Annotated in this window: 15 protein-coding genes; 10 read left to right on the forward strand and 5 right to left on the reverse strand. The window is 69.6% G+C overall.

Features of this window, described 5'->3' with window-relative positions:
* Positions 1–53 precede the first annotated feature (53 nt).
* Together MKK63_RS19200 and MKK63_RS19205 are read left to right on the forward strand one after the other, a co-directional pair.
* Positions 54–1,388 carry an O-antigen ligase family protein gene (locus tag MKK63_RS19200; RefSeq protein WP_244004576.1) on the forward strand — a complete coding sequence of 445 codons (1,335 nt, stop codon included), beginning with the start codon at positions 54–56 and terminating at the stop codon, positions 1,386–1,388.
* Positions 1,385–4,720: a GAF domain-containing hybrid sensor histidine kinase/response regulator gene (locus MKK63_RS19205; protein WP_244004578.1), complete on the forward strand. Its 3,336-nt coding sequence runs from the start codon at positions 1,385–1,387 to the stop codon at positions 4,718–4,720. Before MKK63_RS19200 ends, MKK63_RS19205 begins: the two co-directional genes overlap by 4 nt.
* 23 nt (positions 4,721–4,743) lie before the next feature.
* Here MKK63_RS19205 and MKK63_RS19210 read toward each other — a convergent pair whose 3' ends face one another.
* From MKK63_RS19210 to MKK63_RS19225, 4 genes are all read right to left on the reverse strand, one after another.
* A complete protein-coding gene (locus MKK63_RS19210) occupies positions 4,744–6,072 on the reverse strand; it encodes a glycosyltransferase (protein ID WP_244004580.1) in 1,329 nt (442 codons plus the stop codon).
* 256 nt (positions 6,073–6,328) lie between these two features.
* A complete protein-coding gene (locus MKK63_RS19215) occupies positions 6,329–6,961 on the reverse strand; it encodes a TPM domain-containing protein (protein WP_244004582.1) in 633 nt (210 codons plus the stop codon).
* Positions 6,951–7,748: a TPM domain-containing protein gene (locus MKK63_RS19220; RefSeq protein ID WP_244004584.1), complete on the reverse strand. Its 798-nt coding sequence runs from the start codon at positions 7,746–7,748 to the stop codon at positions 6,951–6,953. The genes MKK63_RS19215 and MKK63_RS19220 overlap by 11 nt, the downstream gene beginning before the upstream one ends.
* Positions 7,749–7,757: 9 nt before the next feature.
* Positions 7,758–8,390, reverse strand: coding sequence for a LemA family protein (locus MKK63_RS19225; RefSeq protein WP_244004586.1), 633 nt, complete (start codon positions 8,388–8,390; stop codon positions 7,758–7,760).
* A gap of 294 nt (positions 8,391–8,684) precedes the next feature.
* Here MKK63_RS19225 and MKK63_RS19230 point away from each other — a divergent pair, with 294 nt between their 5' ends.
* From MKK63_RS19230 to MKK63_RS19260, 7 genes are all read left to right on the forward strand, one after another.
* Positions 8,685–9,059 carry a hypothetical protein gene (locus MKK63_RS19230; protein ID WP_244004588.1) on the forward strand — a complete coding sequence of 125 codons (375 nt, stop codon included), beginning with the start codon at positions 8,685–8,687 and terminating at the stop codon, positions 9,057–9,059.
* Between the two features lie 15 nt (positions 9,060–9,074).
* Positions 9,075–10,022 carry a LysR substrate-binding domain-containing protein gene (locus tag MKK63_RS19235; protein WP_244004590.1) on the forward strand — a complete coding sequence of 316 codons (948 nt, stop codon included), beginning with the start codon at positions 9,075–9,077 and terminating at the stop codon, positions 10,020–10,022.
* Between the two features lie 68 nt (positions 10,023–10,090).
* On the forward strand, positions 10,091–11,284 hold the full coding sequence (locus MKK63_RS19240; protein WP_244004592.1) for a CaiB/BaiF CoA transferase family protein: 1,194 nt from the start codon (positions 10,091–10,093) through the stop codon (positions 11,282–11,284).
* Positions 11,281–12,207, forward strand: a complete 927-nt coding sequence (locus MKK63_RS19245; protein ID WP_244004594.1) for a hydroxymethylglutaryl-CoA lyase — start codon at positions 11,281–11,283, stop codon at positions 12,205–12,207. The genes MKK63_RS19240 and MKK63_RS19245 overlap by 4 nt, the downstream gene beginning before the upstream one ends.
* Before the next feature lie 72 nt (positions 12,208–12,279).
* A complete protein-coding gene (locus MKK63_RS19250) occupies positions 12,280–13,605 on the forward strand; it encodes an MFS transporter (protein ID WP_244004596.1) in 1,326 nt (441 codons plus the stop codon).
* Between the two features lie 692 nt (positions 13,606–14,297).
* Positions 14,298–14,726: a MucR family transcriptional regulator gene (locus tag MKK63_RS19255; RefSeq protein ID WP_409564534.1), complete on the forward strand. Its 429-nt coding sequence runs from the start codon at positions 14,298–14,300 to the stop codon at positions 14,724–14,726.
* Positions 14,727–14,780: 54 nt separating this feature from the next.
* On the forward strand, positions 14,781–14,987 hold the full coding sequence (locus MKK63_RS19260; protein WP_244004598.1) for a hypothetical protein: 207 nt from the start codon (positions 14,781–14,783) through the stop codon (positions 14,985–14,987).
* Positions 14,988–15,260: 273 nt separating this feature from the next.
* On the opposite strand, the gene MKK63_RS19265 is transcribed toward MKK63_RS19260, so the two are convergent.
* Positions 15,261–16,892 carry an inorganic phosphate transporter gene (locus MKK63_RS19265; RefSeq protein WP_244004600.1) on the reverse strand — a complete coding sequence of 544 codons (1,632 nt, stop codon included), beginning with the start codon at positions 16,890–16,892 and terminating at the stop codon, positions 15,261–15,263.
* A 469-nt stretch (positions 16,893–17,361) separates the two neighbouring features.
* Between MKK63_RS19265 and MKK63_RS19270 the strand changes: the two genes are divergently transcribed.
* The coding region (locus tag MKK63_RS19270) for a phosphatase PAP2 family protein (protein WP_244004602.1) at positions 17,362–18,517 on the forward strand (1,156 nt) is incomplete at its 3' end.

An 18,517-nucleotide genomic window follows, 5' to 3' on the forward strand; every position in this document is an offset into this window, starting at 1 on the left:
TGTCACTCTAGCGGCTGCGGGCCTGCGTACTCGGCCCGCGGAGCCCGCGTATCATGGCCCACAGCGCAGCCGCCGGAGCCCCATCCGGCGTCGCATCCGGAATCCCGCTCATCGTGGCCGTCGAGGCGATGGCGAAGGCGCTGTTTGCCGCCTTCATCTTCTTCGCCTGCTTCGCGTTCTCGGACACGTCGCCCTACGACGCCGTGGCGATCCCGACGATCCTGCTCTGGCTCTGCCTCGGCGTGCGCCTGCACCGGGGTATGGTGCCGCTGCTCGCCCTGCTGCTGCTCTACCTCGCAGCGATCGTCTGCGCGCTGCTGCCGTACCTCAACGAGGAATTTCCGGTCACCTGGACGATCCAGCTGATCTATCTCGCGATCACCGCCATCTTCTTCGCCATGTTCTTCGCGGACGACACCCACGCGCGGATGGAGCTGGCGCTCAAGGCCTACACGGCGAGCTGTGTGTTCTCGGCCGCGCTCGGCATCATCGGCTACCTGCAATGGCTCGGCATCGAGGACCTGTTCTACAAGTACGACCGCGCGTCGGGCACCTTCCAGGACCCGAACGTGTTCGGCTCCTTCCTGACGCTGGGCGCCCTCTACCTGATGCACGGCCTGCTCACCGGATCGGCGCGCCGGCCGCTGGCCGCGCTCGCGGGCCTGCTGATCATCGTGGCCGGCATCTTCCTCTCGTTCTCGCGCGGCTCCTGGGGCGGGAGCGCCGTCGCGGTGCTGCTCATGGTGGGCTCGGTCTACGCGGGCAGCCGCTCGATCCGCCTGCGTCGCCGCATCGTGCTCCTCACCCTCGCGACCCTCGTGCTCGGCACCGTGGCGGTGATCGGCCTGCTCTCGGTCGATCACGTGCACAAGATGTTCGAGACCCGCGCGGCCCTCACCCAGGATTACGATCAGGGCGAGACCGGCCGGTTCGGCAACCAGATCCGGGGCCTCGCCATGCTGCTGGAGCGCCCGTTCGGGATGGGGCCGATGCACTGGCGGCTGGTCTTCGGGCTGGAGCCGCACAATTCCTACATCGGCTCCTTCGCCAATGGCGGCTGGCTCGGGGGGGCGGTGTTCATCGGCCTCGTGCTGACGACGAGCTTCGTCGGGTTTCGCCTGCTGGTGCGGCCGTCGCCGTTCCGGGCGCACGCCCAGATCGTCTGGCCGGCGCTGCTGATGTTCTTCCTGCAGGCCTTCCAGATCGACATCGAGAAGTGGCGCCACGTCTACATGATGCTCGGGATGGTCTGGGCGCTCGAAGCGGCGCGGCTGCGCGTGGGTCGGTCGCATCGGGGTGCGCTTGTAACGCGGTCCCGGGCGGGCCATCCCTCGTCCGGGGCCAGCGGATCGCCGGTCGGAGGTCCGCATCCGGAGACGGTCACGTGAGCACACAGCCGGACAGCGAGGGGCAGCGGCTCGCATCCCTCCAGGCCATCGGCATCCTGGGCACGGCGCCCGAGCCGCATTTCGACGCCGTCTGCCGCGCCGCCCGTCGCCTGTTCGGGGTGCGCACCGCCCTCGTGAACCTCGTCGACGCGACGGAGCTGTGGCCGAAGACGCCCTGCATCGACCTGCCGGGGGCGATCCCGCGCGAGAACGGCATCTGCGATCACACGATCCGCAGCGACGCCCTGCTGGTCGTGCCCGATGCCCGGGACGATCCGCGCTTCCGCGACATGCCGGGGGTCGCCGCGGAGGGCGGCTTCCGCTTCTACGCAGGCCTGCCGCTGAGCCTGCGGCCGGGCCTGCGGATCGGCACCTTCTGCCTGATCGATCCGGAACCGCGCGCCGGGCTCTCGGACGACGAGGCGGCCGCCTTCCGCGACCTCGCCGAGATCGTCCTCGCCCATCTGCGGCTCACCGAAGCCAACGCCCGCCGCGGGCGGGAGATCGAGCGTGCGGCCATCCGCGAGGCGCTGATCCGCGAGCAGCACCGCGAGATCAACGCCCGCGCCCGGGCCCAGGAGGCGGCCAACCAGCAACTCACCATGGCCGAGCAACTGGCGAGCGTCGGCAACTGGCGGGTGGATCTCGCCGACGGCCAGCCGGTCTGGTCGGCCAGTCTCTATGCGATCGTCGGCCGCGATCCCGCGACGCCGCCGCCGCGCCTCGACGCCTTCGCGCAGCTCTACCACCCAGACGACCGGGCCCGGCTGGAAGCGATCGTGGCCGAGGCGATCGCGCGCCGCGCGCCCTTCGACTTCGAGGCACGCCTGCTGCAGCCCGACGATGCGATCCGCCACGTGGTCGTCCGCGGCGTCTGCCGCGAGGATCAGGGCGCAGTCGGCCTGAGCGGCGTGCTGATCGACGTGACCGAGCGGCGCCGCGCCGAGGACGAGGTCCGGCGCAGCGAACTGCGCTATCGCGGCCTCGCCGAGACCCTGCCGCTGCTGGTCTGGACCATGGGTGTCGGCGACGGACGGGCGACCTACGCCAACGCGCAGTTCCAGGCCTTCTACGGGCCGATCGGTCCGGAGCGGGCCGAGCGCCTGGCCCGCAACCATCCCGACGATGCCGCAGCCATGGAGGCGGCCTGGACCCGGGCGGTCGAGACCGGCGTCGGCTTCAACGGTCAGTGGCGGATCCAGCGCCGCGACGGCGTCTACCGCTGGCACAAGATCTCCCTGATCCCGATCCGCCTCGATCCCGCGGACGGCGCCGTGCTGGAATGGCTCGGCACTGCCCTCGACGTGGACGACATCGTGACGGCCCGCCTTGCCGTGGAGGAGGCGCGCGGCCTGCTGGGCATCGCCCTCGACGCCGCGGAGGCCGGCACGTGGGACTGGGACATGCGCACCGGTCTGGCCACCCTGAGCCCCGAGAGCGCGCGCATGCACGGGCTGCCGGAGACCGGCCTCGCCCACACGATCACCGCCGCCGACTGGACCGGGCTGCTGCATCTCGAGGATGTCGGCGACGTCTGGAACGAGATCCGGCGGGCAGTGGAGACGTCCACGCCCTACGCAGCCGAGTTCCGGGTCGGCGAGCGCTGGCTCTACGCGCGCGGGCGGACCGTGTTCGGGGCCGAGGGGCAGCCGCAGCGCATGGTCGGGCTCCACCTCGACATCACCGAGCGCAAGGCGGCCGAGGCGGCCCTGCGGGTGGCGACCCGGGACGCGGAGGCCGCCCGTGCGGAGGCGGAGCGGGCGAGCGCGGCCAAGAGCGAGTTCCTGGCCGCCATGAGCCACGAGATCCGCACGCCGCTCAACGGCATCCTCGGCTATGCCGACCTGCTCCTCGACGAGGGTACGCTCCAGAACGAGGACCGGCGCCGCCTGGAGCTGATCCAGAGCTCCGGCGCGGCGCTCCTCACCGTCGTCAACGACATCCTCGACTTCTCCAAGATCGAGGCCGGCGAGCTGACCCTTGATCCGGTCGGTTTCCCGCTGGTCTCCACCGTCGACGCCGCGGTCTCGATCGTGCGCGGCAGCGCGATCCGCAGCGGCCTCGCGATCGAGGGCCGGATCGACCCGGCGCTCCCGGATCACGTGGTCGGCGACCCCGGCCGCCTGCGGCAGGTGCTGCTCAACCTGCTCAACAACGCCGTGAAGTTCACGCCGGCGGGCTTCGTCACCCTGACGGTGCAGCGGGAAGGCGCAGGCACAGCCCCCGACGGCAGCCCCGGCGACGTCATTCGCTTCGCCGTGACCGATACCGGCATCGGCATCGCGCCGGCGCAGCAGGAGCGACTGTTCAAGCGCTTCAGCCAGGTGGACGGCTCGATCAGCCGGCGCTTCGGCGGCACCGGCCTCGGGCTCGCGATCTCCCGCCGCCTCGTGACGTTGATGGGCGGCGAGATCGGCGTCGAGAGCCGCGAGGGGCAGGGCTCGACCTTCTGGTTCCGCCTGACCCTGCCGCGGAGCGCCGAAGCGGCCCCGGGCCACGCGGCGCGTATCGAACCAGCAGCCGGTCTCGGTCCGCTGCGGACGCAGACCGCGGCCGCCGCCCCATCGGATCCCGCACACCTGCGCCTTCTCCTGGTCGAGGATGTGCCGCTCAACCAAGAGCTGGCCTGCGCGGTGCTCGAATCCCAGGGCTACACGGTGGAGGTGGCCGGCGACGGTGCCAAGGCCATCACGGCGGTCGCCGCCGCGGTCGCGGGCGGGCGCCCCTACGATCTGGTGCTGATGGACGTCCAGATGCCCCGGGTCGACGGGCTCACGGCCACCCGCCGCATCCGCGCGCTCGCGCCGCCGGCCTGCGACATCCCGATCGTGGCCATGACCGCGAACGTGCTGCCCGCCCAGATCGAGGAGCTGCGCGCGTCCGGGATGGACGACTACGTCGGCAAGCCGTTCCGCCGGGCCGATCTCTTCGCCACGATCAGCCGCTGGACCGCACCCGGCGCCCGGCGCCCGGCGCGGGCGGAGGAGACGCGCCGGGCCACGCAGGTCGATGCCGCCATCCTCGACGCCACGGTGCTGACCGAGATGGAGGCGAGCTTCGGGGCGGACCGGGTCGGCGCGTTGCTGGATCTCCTGGCGAACGAGCTGTCTGAGCGGTTCCGGTCGAGCGAGACGGACCGGCGCCAGATCGCCCACGACGCCCATGCCCTGGTGGCTGCGGCGGGTCTTCTGGGCTTCGTCGGCCTGTCGAGCCTGTGCCGGGAGGTCGAGGCGGCCGCCCATGCGGGGGCCGATCTGATGCCGCTGATCCGGCGCCTCGAGGTGCAGCGGGCGACGGCTTTGCGCGCGATCCGGCAGCTACGCGCGGCCTGAGTCTCATGCCTGAGCGGCCGGACTCAGGCCGACCGGGCCAGCGGCACCGCGAGGCCCGCTCCGCCGCTCCGCACCGGCCCGGAGCGGGCGAGGTCGTCGATCGCCATCAGGATGCCCGCCACGGCGTCGCGGCTGACAAAGGCCGCCTGAAGCGCGCCGGCGCGTTGCCGGAAGGCCGGCTCGGCGAGCACCCGGGCCACCGCCTCCCGTAGGGCGTCCGGGCTCGGCGTGTTGGTGGCGAGGTTGATCCCGGCGCCGGACCAGCCGACGCGGGCGTTCACCTCGGCCTTGTCTTCGGTGAGGCCGGCCGACACGATCGGGACTCCGGCGGCGAGCGCCTGCGAGACGCTGCCGTAGCCGCCATTGGTCACAAGCACGCTCACCCGCGGCAGCAGATCACGGAACGGCAGGAAGCTGGAGACGCGCGTGTTGGCGGGGATCGGTCCGCGCAGGGCCGTGACGGGCCGCCCGCCGGTGGTGGCCAGGACGAGGAGATCGTCCCGGTCGGCCAGGGCCGCGAGGGTCGGCTCGACCAACTCGCCGAGATCCGCGTTGGCCAGCGTCCCCTGCGTCACCAGCACGACGGGCTTGCCCGCGGCATTCGCCGCCTCGAGCTCCGGCCACCAGTCCGGCGGGGGCGCCGGCGGGGTGGGCGGCTGAAGGAGCCCGATGAAGCGCAGGCCCGGGGGCAGCGCGCCGTAATCGTACTCGAAGCCCGGCACCGTCGGCTGGAGGAACAGATCCGGGAGCACCACGATCGAGTGCGGCAGCGAGGCCGGCAGCGGCGGCAGGTCGAGCCTCGCGAGCTGCCCATCCGCGTAGGCGCGCACCGGGTTGGTGAAGGCCGCGTCCATGCCGGCCTTCAGGGCGGCGTAGCGGACGCGCTCGGTCCGGTCCCGGGCGGGGGGCAGGCCGAGGCCGACCGGAGCATGGTCGGGCCGGTCCAGGAACAGGAAGCTGACGTTGACGGTCACGATCGGCGGTCGCGGTGCCGGGTCGAGGAGCAGCGGCAGCACGCCGAGGAACATGCTGCCGGCCACGATCACGTCCGGCGCCTCTTCGGCGATCAGCCGACGCAGCACGGCCGCCTGATCCGGCATCGGATCGATGAAGCGCCGCTCGAACTCGCGCCGGTAGCGTTCGGGGCCCGCCGGCAGCTCGGTCTCCCGAAACGTGGCCGAGCCGTTGTCGGCATAGGCCGTGAAGCGCAGGCCCGCCGCCGCGATGGTTTCGCGAAACAGTGCGTCGGACAGCACGAGCACGTCGTCACCCCGCGCGGCCGCGACGCGTCCGACGGCAAGCAGCGGGTTGACGTGGCCGGTGAGCGGCGTCGCGGCGATCAGGATCTTCATTACGGCCTCCCTGGGCGTCGCCAGCGGCGTCGGCCTTACCCCTGTCGAGGTTTCTGCGCCCGCTCCCGGCAGCGACCCGGACATGATCCAGCGTCGGTGTCAGAAGGAAAATCGCCCGCAAATCCATTTGGTTACAGCGGTGGCCTGGGTTCGTGCGGCAGCGCACAAAACAGCGTCGGCGGGCGCAGCTTGGCAAAAGAGGATCGATGCCGTGTTGAGGCCCGCCGGCACCGCTGGCCGCGCGAACGCGCGGCGTTCACTCCACCACGATCACCCGGTTCGGCAGCTCGTCCGGATCGTCGGGCCCGGCGGGCAGACGCTCCGTCAGGCGGCCGCCGATGGCCTTGATCGCCGCCGTCAACCCACTCTCGATCTCTCCCCGCCCGAGGGCCGTGATGAGATCAGCCAGGATGCCGTCCCAGGCGGCGGGCGAGACTTCACGCAGCACGCCGAGGTCGGTAACGATCTCCGCGTGCCGCTCGGCCAGCGACAGGTAGAGCAGCACGCCGGTGCGGGATCGGGTCAGGCTCAGGCCCCGGGACCAGAAGGCCCGCTGCGCCGCCTCCCGGGCGCGGGCGCTGCGCAAGCGGCGCGGCACGAGGGCGAGACGCAGCCGCTCGGACTGGCTCGCCAGGAGGATCACGGCCACGAGGGCGGCCTGCGCCAACACGATGGCGGCCGCGCCCCAGGACGTGAGTGCGATGAGCAGCCAGGGCAGGACCAAGGCCGCCACCAGCGTCGCCAGGAGGACGAGCGAGCGGTAGGCACCCGCCCGCGCGCTCACCATGACGACGATCTCGCCGGACGTACCGGCCTCGGCCCGCGCCACAACCCGGGCGAGGCGGGCGCGCGCCTCCGGCGTCAGCGCCTTGGCGAGGCTACCAGCCATCGGACGCCCCTCCACCGCCGGACGAACCGCCTCCGCCGGAGAAGCCGCCGTCGAACCCGCCCGAAGACCCCCCATCCGAGAAGCCGCCGCCCCAGCCGCCCGAGCCGGGGCCGGGCAGGATCACGATGCCGCCGCCGCGTCCCGCCCGGTTGCCGAGCCGGACAATGCGCCACGCGACCGTCACCACGATCAGGAGCAGGATCACGAAGATCGCGACCTGCACGGGATCGGCCGCCTCGTCCTTCGCCTCCGGGGCGCGCTGCCATTCCTGCGCATCCCGCGCCAGGATCGCCAGGATCCCGTCCACGCCCGCATCGAGCCCGCCATACCAGTCGCCGGTCTTGAAGCGCGGCGTGATCGCGCTCGCCGTGATGGTGCGGGACTGGGCGTCGGTCAGCGCGCCTTCGAGCCCGTAGCCGACTTCGATGCGGACCTTGCGCTCCTGCGGCGCCACCAGGAGGAGGACACCGTTGTTGGTCTTGGCCTGCCCGAGCTTCCAGGCCCGGAACAGGCGGTTGGCGTAATCCTCGATGGTCGTGCCCTGGAGGTTCGGCACGGTCGCGACCACGACCTGATCCGAGGTCTTGTCCTCATGCGCCTTCAGCTTGGCTTCGAGCGCGTGGCGCTGATCCGGCGTGAGGAGGCCGGCCGCATCGACGACGCGACCGGTGAGCGTCGGGAAGGTCAGCTCGGCGGCGAGCGCACCGACCGCGTAGAACGCCAGGCAGGCCGCGATGACGGCGAGCGCCAGGGCGAGCCGCACCCGTACCGGGATGTTTCGGCTCATGGATGGTTCCTAGAACTTCACGTTCGGCGGCCGGTCGGCGTTCGGCGTCGCCGTGAAGGTCTCCATGGGCTTGGCGTCGGGATAGAGGAAGGCCGCGATCCAGCGGCCCGGGATCGTGCGTACCTCGGTGTTGTAGGCCTGGACGGCGGTGATGTAGTCGCGCCGGGCCACCGCGATGCGGTTCTCGGTGCCCTCCAGCTGCGATTGCAGGGCCAGGAAGTTCTGGTTCGATTTCAGGTCGGGGTATTTTTCAACCGTCACGAGCAGGCGTCCGAGCGCGCCGGAGAGCTGGTTCTGCGCGTCCTGGTACTCCTTGAACTTTTGCGGGTCGCTGACCGTGGAGGCATCGACCTTCACGCTCGACGCCCTGGCGCGCGCCTCGGTGACGCCGATCAGCACGTCCTTCTCCTGCTGAGCGTAGCCCTTCACGGTCTCGACGAGGTTGGGGATCAGGTCGGCCCGGCGCTGGTACTGGTTCTGCACCTCGCTCCAGGAGGATTTCGCCTGCTCCTGCAGGGTCGGCACCCGGTTGATCGCCCCGCAGCCGGACAGGCCGATGGCCACGAGGGCGATCGAGAGCAAGCCAATGAGGCGCGCCGCGGAGGGCTGGCGCGGGGCGCCGGCCGTCAGGGTCATCATCATTCCGTTCCCCGTCCGCCGGGTGAGTCCCGGCCCGTTGATCACAAGACCGACAGATACCGATTCGATCCATCAAGGTAAGCCCCACCCCCTGCTCAAGCATGGGGAGGATTTGTCGATCGACCCGACGGTGCGCGGCCCCCGCGTTCGGGGCGTCGAAGCCGGATCCGGATCGCGTTGCAACCGGAACAGCTCTCGGTCCTTGTGCTGCAGGCGCAGGCACGCGTGCCGGAGCGGCGTCGCTTGAGACGTCCCCTGGGCCGGTCAGCGCTCGAAGGGGTGCCGCGGAGGTCAGAGATGGATGCAGGGCTCGCCGATCACGTCAGGGCTGCCAGCGCGGTCGCACGGCGCCATGCGCTCGCCTTCCAGGCGCCCTCCGGCAAGGACGCGCTGCCCTGGTCGGTCATCGAGGCCTACGATGCCCGGGTGCGCGGCCATGTCGAGCGCGATCCGCGGCTCGAGGACGAGCGCGACCGGGTGCTGATCGCCGCCGTGAAGCTCGCCGAGACGCCGGTCGAGGAGGGCGAGGACACCATTGCGGCGGCCCGCGCCCATCTCATCGGCGCGATCGATTACCTTGAACAGGCGGTGATGCGCTTCGGCCGCGTCAACCGGCAGGGGGCGAAGCTCGGCTACGGCAGCTACGGCCAGCCTGTCGGCTCGCCGGATTGATCCGGGGCAGACCGGATGTCCGCAGGCCCGCCCATTGCGGCGACCCTGAGCCGCCTCGACCTGAAGACGCTGCGCCTGTTCGCTGCGATCTGCGCTGAGGGGACGCTCAACGGCGCGGCGCGGCGGGCCGCCATCGCCCCGTCGGCCGTGAGCAAGCGGCTCGCCGAACTGGAGCACGCGCTGGGCTGCACGCTGCTCGTCCGGGAGCCCCGCGGCATGCGCCTGACCCCGGCAGGGGAGACGCTGCTGCACCACACCCGGCGCATGCTGGCCAGCGCCGAGCAGATCGCCTTAGAACTTGCCGAACATGCCAGCGGCGTGCGCGGCTTCGTGCGGGTGCTCGCCAACCTTTCGGCCATCGTGGAATTCCTGCCGGAGGACCTTCAGGCGTTCCTCGCCGTGCAGGACGGGATCCGGGTCGATCTGGAGGAGCGCCCGAGCGGCGGCGTCGTGGCCGGCGTCGAGGAGGGGCTCGCCGATCTCGGCATCTGCGCGGGCGGCAGCGATATGCGGACGCTCACGGCCTATCCCTACCGCGCCGACCGGCTCGTCCTGGTCGTGCCGGAGGGCCATCCCCTGAGCGATCGCACCGCCATCGCACTGGCCGAGACCCTCGACTACGACCATGTCGGGCTCCACGTGGAAAGCTCGATCTACGCGGCCCTGCGGGACGAGGCCCGGCGCCTCGGCCGGCCGCTGCGCCTGCGCATGCACGTGCCGAGCTTCGACGCGATCTGCCGGATGGCGCAGGTCGGGATGGGGCTCGGGACCATCCCGGAGCATGTCCACGCCCTGCTCGGACCGTCGATGCGGCTCGTGGCGGTGCCGCTCACCGACCCCTGGGCGCAGCGCATGCTGAGCCTCGTCGTCCGCCCCGGCTTCCTGCCCCCGGCCGCCGCGCTGCTGCTCGACCACCTCCGCGCCGCCGGGGGCCTGCGTTCTCAGCCTGAGAACGCAAGGTGATGGATGGTGTTTGGACATCCGTCCTGCGACGGCCCTATTCAATGCGTTAACAAAATATGGAGGAGAGAATGTCCGGCCCGCTCAGCGGTATCCGTGTTCTTGAGCTCGGCCAGCTGATCGCCGCGCCGTTCGCAACGCGGCTGATGGCCGAGTTCGGCGCCGACGTGGTCAAGGTCGAGGCCCCCGGCGAGGGCGACCCGCTGCGCAAATGGCGCAAGATGCACGAGGGCACCTCGCTCTGGTGGTACCTGCAGTCGCGCAACAAGAAATCGATCGCCGTCAATCTGAAGGCGCCCGAGGGGCTCGACATCGTCAAGCGGCTCGCTACGAGCGCCGACGTGGTGGTGGAGAACTTTCGGCCCGGTGGCCTGGAGAAGCTCGGCCTCGGCTGGGACGTACTCTCGGCCCTGAATCCGAACCTCGTGATGGTCCGGATCTCGGGCTACGGCCAGACCGGCCCCTACCGCGACCGGCCGGGCTTCGGCGCCATCGGCGAGTCGATGGGCGGCATCCGCTTCACCACCGGCAGCCCGGAGGCGCCCCCCGCCCGGGTCGGTGTCAGCATCGGTGACACCCTGGCCTCGCTGCACGGTGTCATCGGCGCGTTGATGGCGCTCCTGCGGGTCAAGACCGGTCAGGGCGCCGGACAGGTCATCGACGTCTCGCTGGTCGAGAGCGTGTTCAACGTGATGGAGAGCCTCGTCCCCGAATACGATCTCCTGGGCGAGGTCCGCACCCGCGCCGGTGGCGCGCTGCCGGGCATCACCCCGTCGAACACCTACCCGACCCGGGACGGCGGCTACGTGGTCATCGCCGGTAACAGCGACCCGATTTTCCGCCGCCTGATGGCGGTGATCGGCCGGCCAGACCTCGCCGAGGATCCGGCGCTGCGCAACAACGACGGCCGCTCGAAGCAATCCGCGATGCTGGATGGCCTGATCGCGGATTGGTCGAAGTCCGAGAGCGTCGAGGAGGCGCTGGCCGCCCTCGATGCCGCCGACGTGCCGGCCGGCCGGATCTACTCGGTGGCCGACATCGTGGCCGATCCGCACTATCAGGCCCGCGACATGATCCTCCAGGCGGAGCTGCCCGGCGGGACCCGCGTCAAGATGCCCGGCATCGTGCCCAAGCTATCCGAAACCCCCGGCGAAGTCCGCTGGCAGGGCCCGGCGCTCGGCGCCCACACGGATGCGGTGCTGGCCGAACTCGGCCTCGACCCGGAGCGCATCGCGGCCCTGCGCGCGAAGGGAGCGGTGGCATGAGCGGCGACAGGATGATCGTCCAGGAGGTCGCCACCCGCGACGGCTTCCAGATCGAATCCGTCTTCGTGGCGACCGACGAGAAGATCCGCCTGATCGATGCCCTGGCGGAGGTGGGCTTCAGCCGGATCGAAGTCTCGTCCTTCGTCTCGCCGAAGGCCGTGCCGGCGCTCGCCGACGCGGCGGAGGTCTTTGCCGGAATCCGGCGCCGGCCCGGTACGGTCTACGTCGCCCTGGTGCCGAACCCGAAGGGCGCCGAGCGGGCGCTCGCCGCGAAGGTCGACGAGATCAACCTCGTGGCCTCGGTGAGCGAGACCCACAACCGTGCCAACATGGGCATGAGCCCGGCCGACTCGATCGCCGGCTTCGCGCGGATCATGGATGCGGTGCAGGGCGCGCCGGTCAGCACCAACGCCACGGTGGCAACCGCCTTCGGCTGCCCGTTCGAGGGCGACCAGCCGGTCGACAAGGTCGTCGCGCAGGTGGAGCGCTACCTCTCGCTCGGCGTCGACGGGGTGACGCTCGCGGACACCACCGGCATGGCCAATCCCCGGCAGGTGGCGCGCCTCGTCGCCCGGGTGCTGCCCCTGGTCGGGGCAGGGCGCCTGACGCTCCACTTCCACAACACCCGCGGCCTGGGCCTTGCCAACGTGCTGGCCGCCTACGACACGGGCGCCCGGCGCTTCGACGCGGCGCTCGGCGGGCTCGGCGGCTGCCCGTTCGCGCCCGGCGCCACCGGCAACATCTGCACCGAGGATCTCGTCAGCATGGCGCACGAGATGGGCGTGCCGACAGACCTCGACCTCGACGCCCTGATCCAGCTGTCGCAGGACCTGCCCCGCCTCGTCGGCCACGACGTGCCCGGCCAGGTAGCCAAGGCCGGACGCCCCTGCGACCTGCATCCGCCGCCCGCGAAGGCCGGGTGAGCCCCTGCGGGAAGCTGCCCACCGAAGGCGGCACCGCTCACCGTACGTCCGCAAAAAAACACGGAGGAAACCATGACCGCAGCCCTGTCCGGGTCGTCGGCCGCCGAGGCCGGCGCGGTGACCGAGAACGCCATCGTCCACAAGGTCGCGTGGCGGCTCATGCCGCTGATCATGATCTGCTACATGTTCGCGTTCTTCGACCGCATCAACATCAGCTTCGCCAAGTTCCAGCTGCAGAGCGATCTCGGCTTCAGCAATGTCGCCTACGGGCTCGGCGCGAGCATGTTCGTGGTCGGCTACGTGATCTTCGAGGTGCCCTCGAACCTGTTCCTCTACCGGGTGGGCGCGCGGCGCTGGATCGCCCGGATCATGATCTCCTGGGGCATCGCCACCGCGCTGATGATCTTCATTCACACCGAGTGGCACTTCTATGCCCTGCGCTTCCTGATCGGCGCCATGGAAGCGGGCTTCGCACCGGGCATCCTCTACTACCTGACCATCTGGTTTCCGGCCTCGCATCGCGGGCGGATCACCTCGTTCATGTTCGTGGCCTCGGCCTTTTCGGGAATCTTCGGCGCGCCGGTGGCGGGGCTGATCCTCGGCGGGCTCAACGGCTTCGGGGGCTTGGCCGGCTGGCAATGGCTGTTCCTGGCCGGCGGCCTGCCCTGCCTGATCCTCGGCGTGCTCGTGCTGATGCGCCTCGACGACCGGATCGCCGACGCGAAGTGGCTGTCCGAGCCCGAGAAGGCACTGCTGTCGAGCCGCATCGCGCACCACAACCGCGACATCGGCGACCACTCGCTCCTGGGCGCGATCAAGCAGCCGGGCTTCCTGATGATCGGGCTGATCTACTTCCTGCTCCAGATCGGCTCCTACGGCTTGAACTTCTGGGGGCCGGACCTGATCAAGACCGCGAGCGGCGGGCAGGCGGCCTCGGTCGGCTTCCTGACCGCGATCCCCTACATCTGCGGGGCGATCAGCATGGTGGTGATCGGGCGCCTCTCCGACGCCTCTGGCGAGCGGCCGAAATTCGTCGCCGGGCTGGCGATCGCGGCGGCGCTCGGCTTCTTCGGCGCCGGGATGTTCGACAAGCACATCGTGCCGCTGATGTTCGCCCTGGCGCTGCTGGGGGCCGGCATCGTGGCCTCGATCCCGACCTTCTGGACCCTGCCGGCCAAGCTCGTCACCGGCGTCGGCGCGGCGGGCGGCATCGCGCTGATCAACACGCTCGGTCAGTTCGGCGGCATCGTCAGCCCCGTGATGGTCGGCTGGGTGAAGGATCTCACCGGCTCGACGACGCCCGCCCTCTACGGTATCGGGGCGCTCTGCCTCGTGGCCGCCGTCCTCGCGCTCTTCGCCCTGCCGGCGAGTCTGCGCCGGAGCGACCGCTCGGCCTGAGCGGCCCAAGACGCGGCGTCCCGGACCGGACGGTCACGGGACGCCCAACAGGGCGGCCGGTCTGTATTCCCCAGGTGTCGTCCCCATCGCGCGCCTGAGAGCGGCGGGCGAGCCGTACCGCGCTGGCGAACCCGCACGCCGCGAGGCAATGGGCGCAGCGCGGACCGGCAAGGCATCGAACAGTCATGTCGAGGCGCTCACGGTTCCGAAACGCTCGAACGGGTCAATGCGCATGTCGCTACGACCTACGTTCTGCGATCATTCCGGCGTCGATGTACTGCCAAAATCGCCATGTCTGAGGCGATCGATAAATAAAGAGATACTTTTCGTGATATCGATCCGGCCATCGAGCAAGCTATCATCGAGGCGCTCTGCTTCGATCTGCGGCGGATGGTGGCGCGCGATGTCACGTCAGGCCGGAAAACTGTTTCCCGGGTGATCATCAACGCCCGAAAACAGCAGATGGATTAATATTTTTAACCTTGATGTTGTTGCTTTGCGCGGCTGGGCAAAAATCCTCGCGCCGCCGGACAAGCGCCAATCCGTACATATTGTATATCTTCTGCATCCTCAGGAAACGAACTTGAGGTCGGATCAACCTCACTCACCCGAGCGGCTTTCGGCGTCGATCTATCTCCATGTCAAAATGGATGAATTTCAACCCGATCGGCGATCCCGCGAAGGTCTAACAGATGGCGAAGCTCGCAATGGATAACCTGAAAGAAACCCATCCTGTGTTCATGCTGGAGAAGGTCGGCGCCATCGTGGCGGCTTATGTGTCCCGCAACGCGGTCGAGGCCGCGGAGCTGCCGAACCTGATCGATCAGGTGCACACGGCCATTTCGGATCTGCGCGACCGGTCCGGGCAGGGCGGCGGGCGGTGGAATGGGGCGAGTGCCGAGAAGGTCGAGGCATCGATCCAGCATGACGGCCTGATCAGCTTCATCGACGGCCGGTCCTACAAGACCCTGAAGCGCCACCTCACCGCGCACGGGCTGACGCCGGAGCGCTACCGGCTCCAGTACGGTCGGCCGGCCGATTATCCGATGGTCGCTCCGGGCTACGCCGCCCGGCGGTCCGAGATCGCCCGAGCGATCCAGCTCGGCCACAAGGCGGCCTGAGCGATGACGCCCGGCTATCCGCCGGGGCCGGCGCCGTTGCACGCGCCGATGCCCATGCCGGGAACGGCCCGGACCCGGAACGACCTCGCCCGCCTTGCGGACGTGTTGGGTGTTCCGGTCACGGTCTTCTCCCCAGAGACGGAAGGACAGGACGAGGCGATCCTGCAGGCGGCGGATCTCGTCACGATCTTCGCGGCGATCGATAATCCGGCCGCGCGCCGGACCTGTCTGGCCTTCGTCCGGGCAATGGCGAGTTCCTGAGGCGCTGGGGGGCGCCGCAGCCGGCCGGGCGATACGCTGCCCGCTCCGTGCCCGGGGGGGCGTGCGGGGCAGGCCCAGCGAACCTGGCCGGCTGCGCTATGACGATGTTCCGCGTCGCGCGGAGGGCTCTGCACGGGCAACCATCTCAGGGCTCCGCCCTGAGCACCCGCCGTAGGGCTGAAGCCCTTGGGAAGCCCGAATCCCGGATCGAACCGGCCCGCGGTGAGCATCATCCCGAGGCCGGCGATCACCGGCCGGGATGATGCCCGCGCGTCAGAACACGTGGCGCAGGATGAAGAACAATCCGGCCGCGAGGGTGATGGCGGCGGGCAGGGTCATGACCCAGGCCAGCGCCATGTTGCGCACCGTCGACATCTGGAGCCCCGAGCCGTTGGCCGCCATCGTTCCGGCGACGCCCGACGACAGGATATGGGTGGTCGAGACCGGCAGGCCATAGAGTTCGGCGAGCCCGATCGTGCCGGCGGCCACGATCTCGGCGGAGGCACCCTGCGCGTAGGTCAGGTGCGTCTTGCCGATCTTCTCGCCCACCGTCACCACGATGCGCTTCCAGCCGACCATGGTGCCGAGGCCGAGCGCCAGGGCCACGCAGATCTTCACCCAGCCCGGGATGTAGCGCGTGCCGTCGTTGAGCAGCCCCGCGTAGCGCTTCAGAGTTCCGGTCTCGGCGTCCGAGAGGTCGGCGCCCGCCTTCGGCAGGAGCCGCACCGCGTCGGCGGCGAGGTACATGTCGCTGCGCATGTTCTGCGTCTGGGCGGCCGGCACCGTGCGGATCGCGCCATAGTTCTTCACGTTGGCGGCGATGTCGTTGGAAAGCGCCGCAAGGGCCGCGAAGACGGGCGCGCGGTTCAGGTCCTTGGTCTTCAGCGCCTCCGTCACCGTCCGGCGCGCTTCTGCCGCCTCCGGCACCGGGGCTCCAGGGGCGCGGGCGGAGAAGACCTGGCTTGCCGACGTCGAGGCCTGCATGAAGGCCGGCGTCGTGTCGTCCGCCATGGTGCGGTTCAGCGCGTAGGCCGTGGGGGCGGCGCCGATCAGGATCAACATGATCAGGCCCATGCCCTTCTGGCCGTCATTGCCCCCGTGGAAGAACGAGACCAGCGTGCAGGTCAGGATCAGCAGGCTCCGAATCCACAGAGGGGGCGGCGCGTCGCCCTCCGGCGCCTCGTAGAGGTCCTTGCGGCGCACGGTGAATTTCAGGGCGAGCAGCAGCAGCGCCGCCAGCACGAAGCCGCAGATCGGCGAGAACAGCAGCGCCTTGAACACGTTGAAGGCCTGACCCCAGTCGACGCCGGAGGTACCGTCCGCGCCGCTCATCAACTGGTTGGCGAGGCCGACGCCGAGCACCGAACCGATCAGCGCGTGGGACGAGGAGTTCGGCAGCCCGAAGGCCCAGGTGCCGAGATTCCAGATGATCGCCGCCAGCAGCAGCGCGAAGATCATCGCGTAGCCCGCCCCCGAGCCGACATGGAGGATCAGTTCCACCGGCAGCAGGGTGACGATGGCGTAGGCCACCGCCCCGGAGGAGAGCATCACGCCGAGGAAGTTGAAGAACCCCGACCAGATCACCGCCACGAGCGGCGGCAGCGAGTGGGTGTAGATCACCGTGGCGACGGCGTTGGCGGTGTCGTGGAACCCGTTCACGAACTCGAAGGCGAGGGCGATCAGCAGGGCGAGACCCAGCAGCGCGAAGGCGCCGTAGGCCAGGGGCGCTTCGCCCACGGCGCTCATGTCGGTGATCAGGCTCACGACTGCGTAGCCGAGCCCCGCCACCAGGACGAGGAGGAAGGCGATCACACCGCCGGGGTGCATCCCATGATCGAGGCGGGGTACGCCAGCCGGTCGGCTTCCTGCGGCCCCCGGTGACGACATCACGGCGGTATCGGACATGAACCCTCACGCGGAATCAAATGGGTTGGTAAAAGCGGCCTTAAGAGGCGCCCGTGACGCTTCGGTGACGCAGGGTCGCAGCGAGGGCCGTCGGGAACAGCATTCGCGCGGCAAACGACTTCATTTTGTCGTCATTGATCTTACGCAGCGTAGATTTCAGTTGGACGCTAGCTTGCACCAATAGCAAGGTTCAGAGCTGCGATCTGCGCCCGGACGATTGAGCCGACAGACTCAATGGGCACAGTAAGAGCTTGCTGGAAAGCAAGATCAAGACATCGCAGCACGGCGTCATGTGTTGGCTAAGTTAATATCGTGTTGCTCGGATGCGACATAGCGTAAGTTTGCTTATTGTGACTGGATTATGACGTAACCGGGCTTGGCGTTTACGCTAAATCTCCGGCCGCAGCCGAATGGCCGCGGGCTTTGGGGGCCGGATATGAGATTGCGATACGGGGTTTCGATTGCGGCCTTGACGGTCGCGGCCTTCGGTTCCGGCGCGCAGGCACAGACCGCCAACACGACGCCGTCCGATGTGAACGTGCTCAATCTACTGGCGCCGTATCTGACGCTCAACGCGACGGCCACCGGCCAGCAGACCCTGCAACGCAACCTCGCGCAGTCAGCCGCGACCAACACCGGTGCCGGCCTCGCGCAGCAGCAGCTCGCAATCAGCGACAAGAACCTCCTCGGCTCGGCCAGCAACAACCTGTCTTCGTCGGGGCTCGGCACCTACGGCGTGGCCGCCAACCTCGGGGGCGGCCTGCCGGCCCAGACCCCGATCAACGGGATCGTCCCGCAGCAGCTCGTGGGTGGCCTCGGCGCCCAGCTCGGCCCGATCTACCAGCGCGGCGTCGCACAGGGGGGCACCGGCCCGCTCGGCAGCGTGGTCAACCTCCTTGTCGGCGCCTACACGTTCAGCGGCAACAATCTCGGCGTCGCCAAGAACTACTTCGCCAACGGTGCGGCCAATAACCCGAGCGTCACGCCGAACAATTACGTCGCGAATCCGGCCGTGGCGCCGGTCGGCTACAGCCTGCCGAGCTATAACGGCCTGCCCAACACCACCAACAGCGTCTACGATCTCGCCTACGGCGTTACCAACACGCAACCGGGCCAGGACGTCTACGGCTCCTCCCGGCCGGTCCAGGCGGCACCCGACCGCTTCAATATCTACGATCCGACGGCGCTCAGCGGCATCGCCACCAACCCGTCCTTCCCGAGCGGCCACACCACTTACGCGTTCACGGACGGCATCCTGCTGGCGATGCTGGTGCCGCAGCAGTACCAAAGCATGCTCGCCCGCGCGGCCGACTACGCCAACAGCCGCGTCGCGCTCGGCGTGCATTACCCGCTCGATATCATCGGCAGCCGGGCGCTGGCGACCTACGACCTCGCCCAGGCGTTCACCAACCCGGCCTACATCGACAACGCCGCGGTGACCGGCACGGCGATCAACCTGCCCACCCAGTTCGTGAAGGCGCAGGCCCAGCTCCAGGCCTACCTCGCCGCCCAGTGCGGCAACACCGTCGCGGCCTGCGCGGGCAGCGCCGCCAATGCGGCCAGCAATCCCTATGTCCCGTCCGCCGCCAATCAAGCCGCCTACCAGAGCCGCCTGACCTACGGCC

It is taken from the genome of Methylobacterium sp. J-088 (genome assembly GCF_022829295.1).
Lineage (GTDB): Bacteria > Pseudomonadota > Alphaproteobacteria > Rhizobiales > Beijerinckiaceae > Methylobacterium.

Coding starts and splice junctions, on each gene's coding strand:
- MKK63_RS19255 (WP_409564534.1), top strand. CDS start 14,298: ATGGCGAAGCTCGCAATGGATAACCTGAAAGAAACCCATCCTGTGTTC.
- MKK63_RS19245 (WP_244004594.1), top strand. CDS start 11,281: ATGAGCGGCGACAGGATGATCGTCCAGGAGGTCGCCACCCGCGACGGC.
- MKK63_RS19200 (WP_244004576.1), top strand. CDS start 54: ATGGCCCACAGCGCAGCCGCCGGAGCCCCATCCGGCGTCGCATCCGGA.
- MKK63_RS19225 (WP_244004586.1), bottom strand. CDS start 8,390: ATGATGATGACCCTGACGGCCGGCGCCCCGCGCCAGCCCTCCGCGGCG.
- MKK63_RS19220 (WP_244004584.1), bottom strand. CDS start 7,748: ATGAGCCGAAACATCCCGGTACGGGTGCGGCTCGCCCTGGCGCTCGCC.
- MKK63_RS19260 (WP_244004598.1), top strand. CDS start 14,781: ATGCCGGGAACGGCCCGGACCCGGAACGACCTCGCCCGCCTTGCGGAC.
- MKK63_RS19240 (WP_244004592.1), top strand. CDS start 10,091: ATGTCCGGCCCGCTCAGCGGTATCCGTGTTCTTGAGCTCGGCCAGCTG.
- MKK63_RS19265 (WP_244004600.1), bottom strand. CDS start 16,892: ATGTCCGATACCGCCGTGATGTCGTCACCGGGGGCCGCAGGAAGCCGA.
- MKK63_RS19215 (WP_244004582.1), bottom strand. CDS start 6,961: ATGGCTGGTAGCCTCGCCAAGGCGCTGACGCCGGAGGCGCGCGCCCGC.
- MKK63_RS19250 (WP_244004596.1), top strand. CDS start 12,280: ATGACCGCAGCCCTGTCCGGGTCGTCGGCCGCCGAGGCCGGCGCGGTG.
- MKK63_RS19230 (WP_244004588.1), top strand. CDS start 8,685: ATGGATGCAGGGCTCGCCGATCACGTCAGGGCTGCCAGCGCGGTCGCA.
- MKK63_RS19210 (WP_244004580.1), bottom strand. CDS start 6,072: ATGAAGATCCTGATCGCCGCGACGCCGCTCACCGGCCACGTCAACCCG.
- MKK63_RS19235 (WP_244004590.1), top strand. CDS start 9,075: ATGTCCGCAGGCCCGCCCATTGCGGCGACCCTGAGCCGCCTCGACCTG.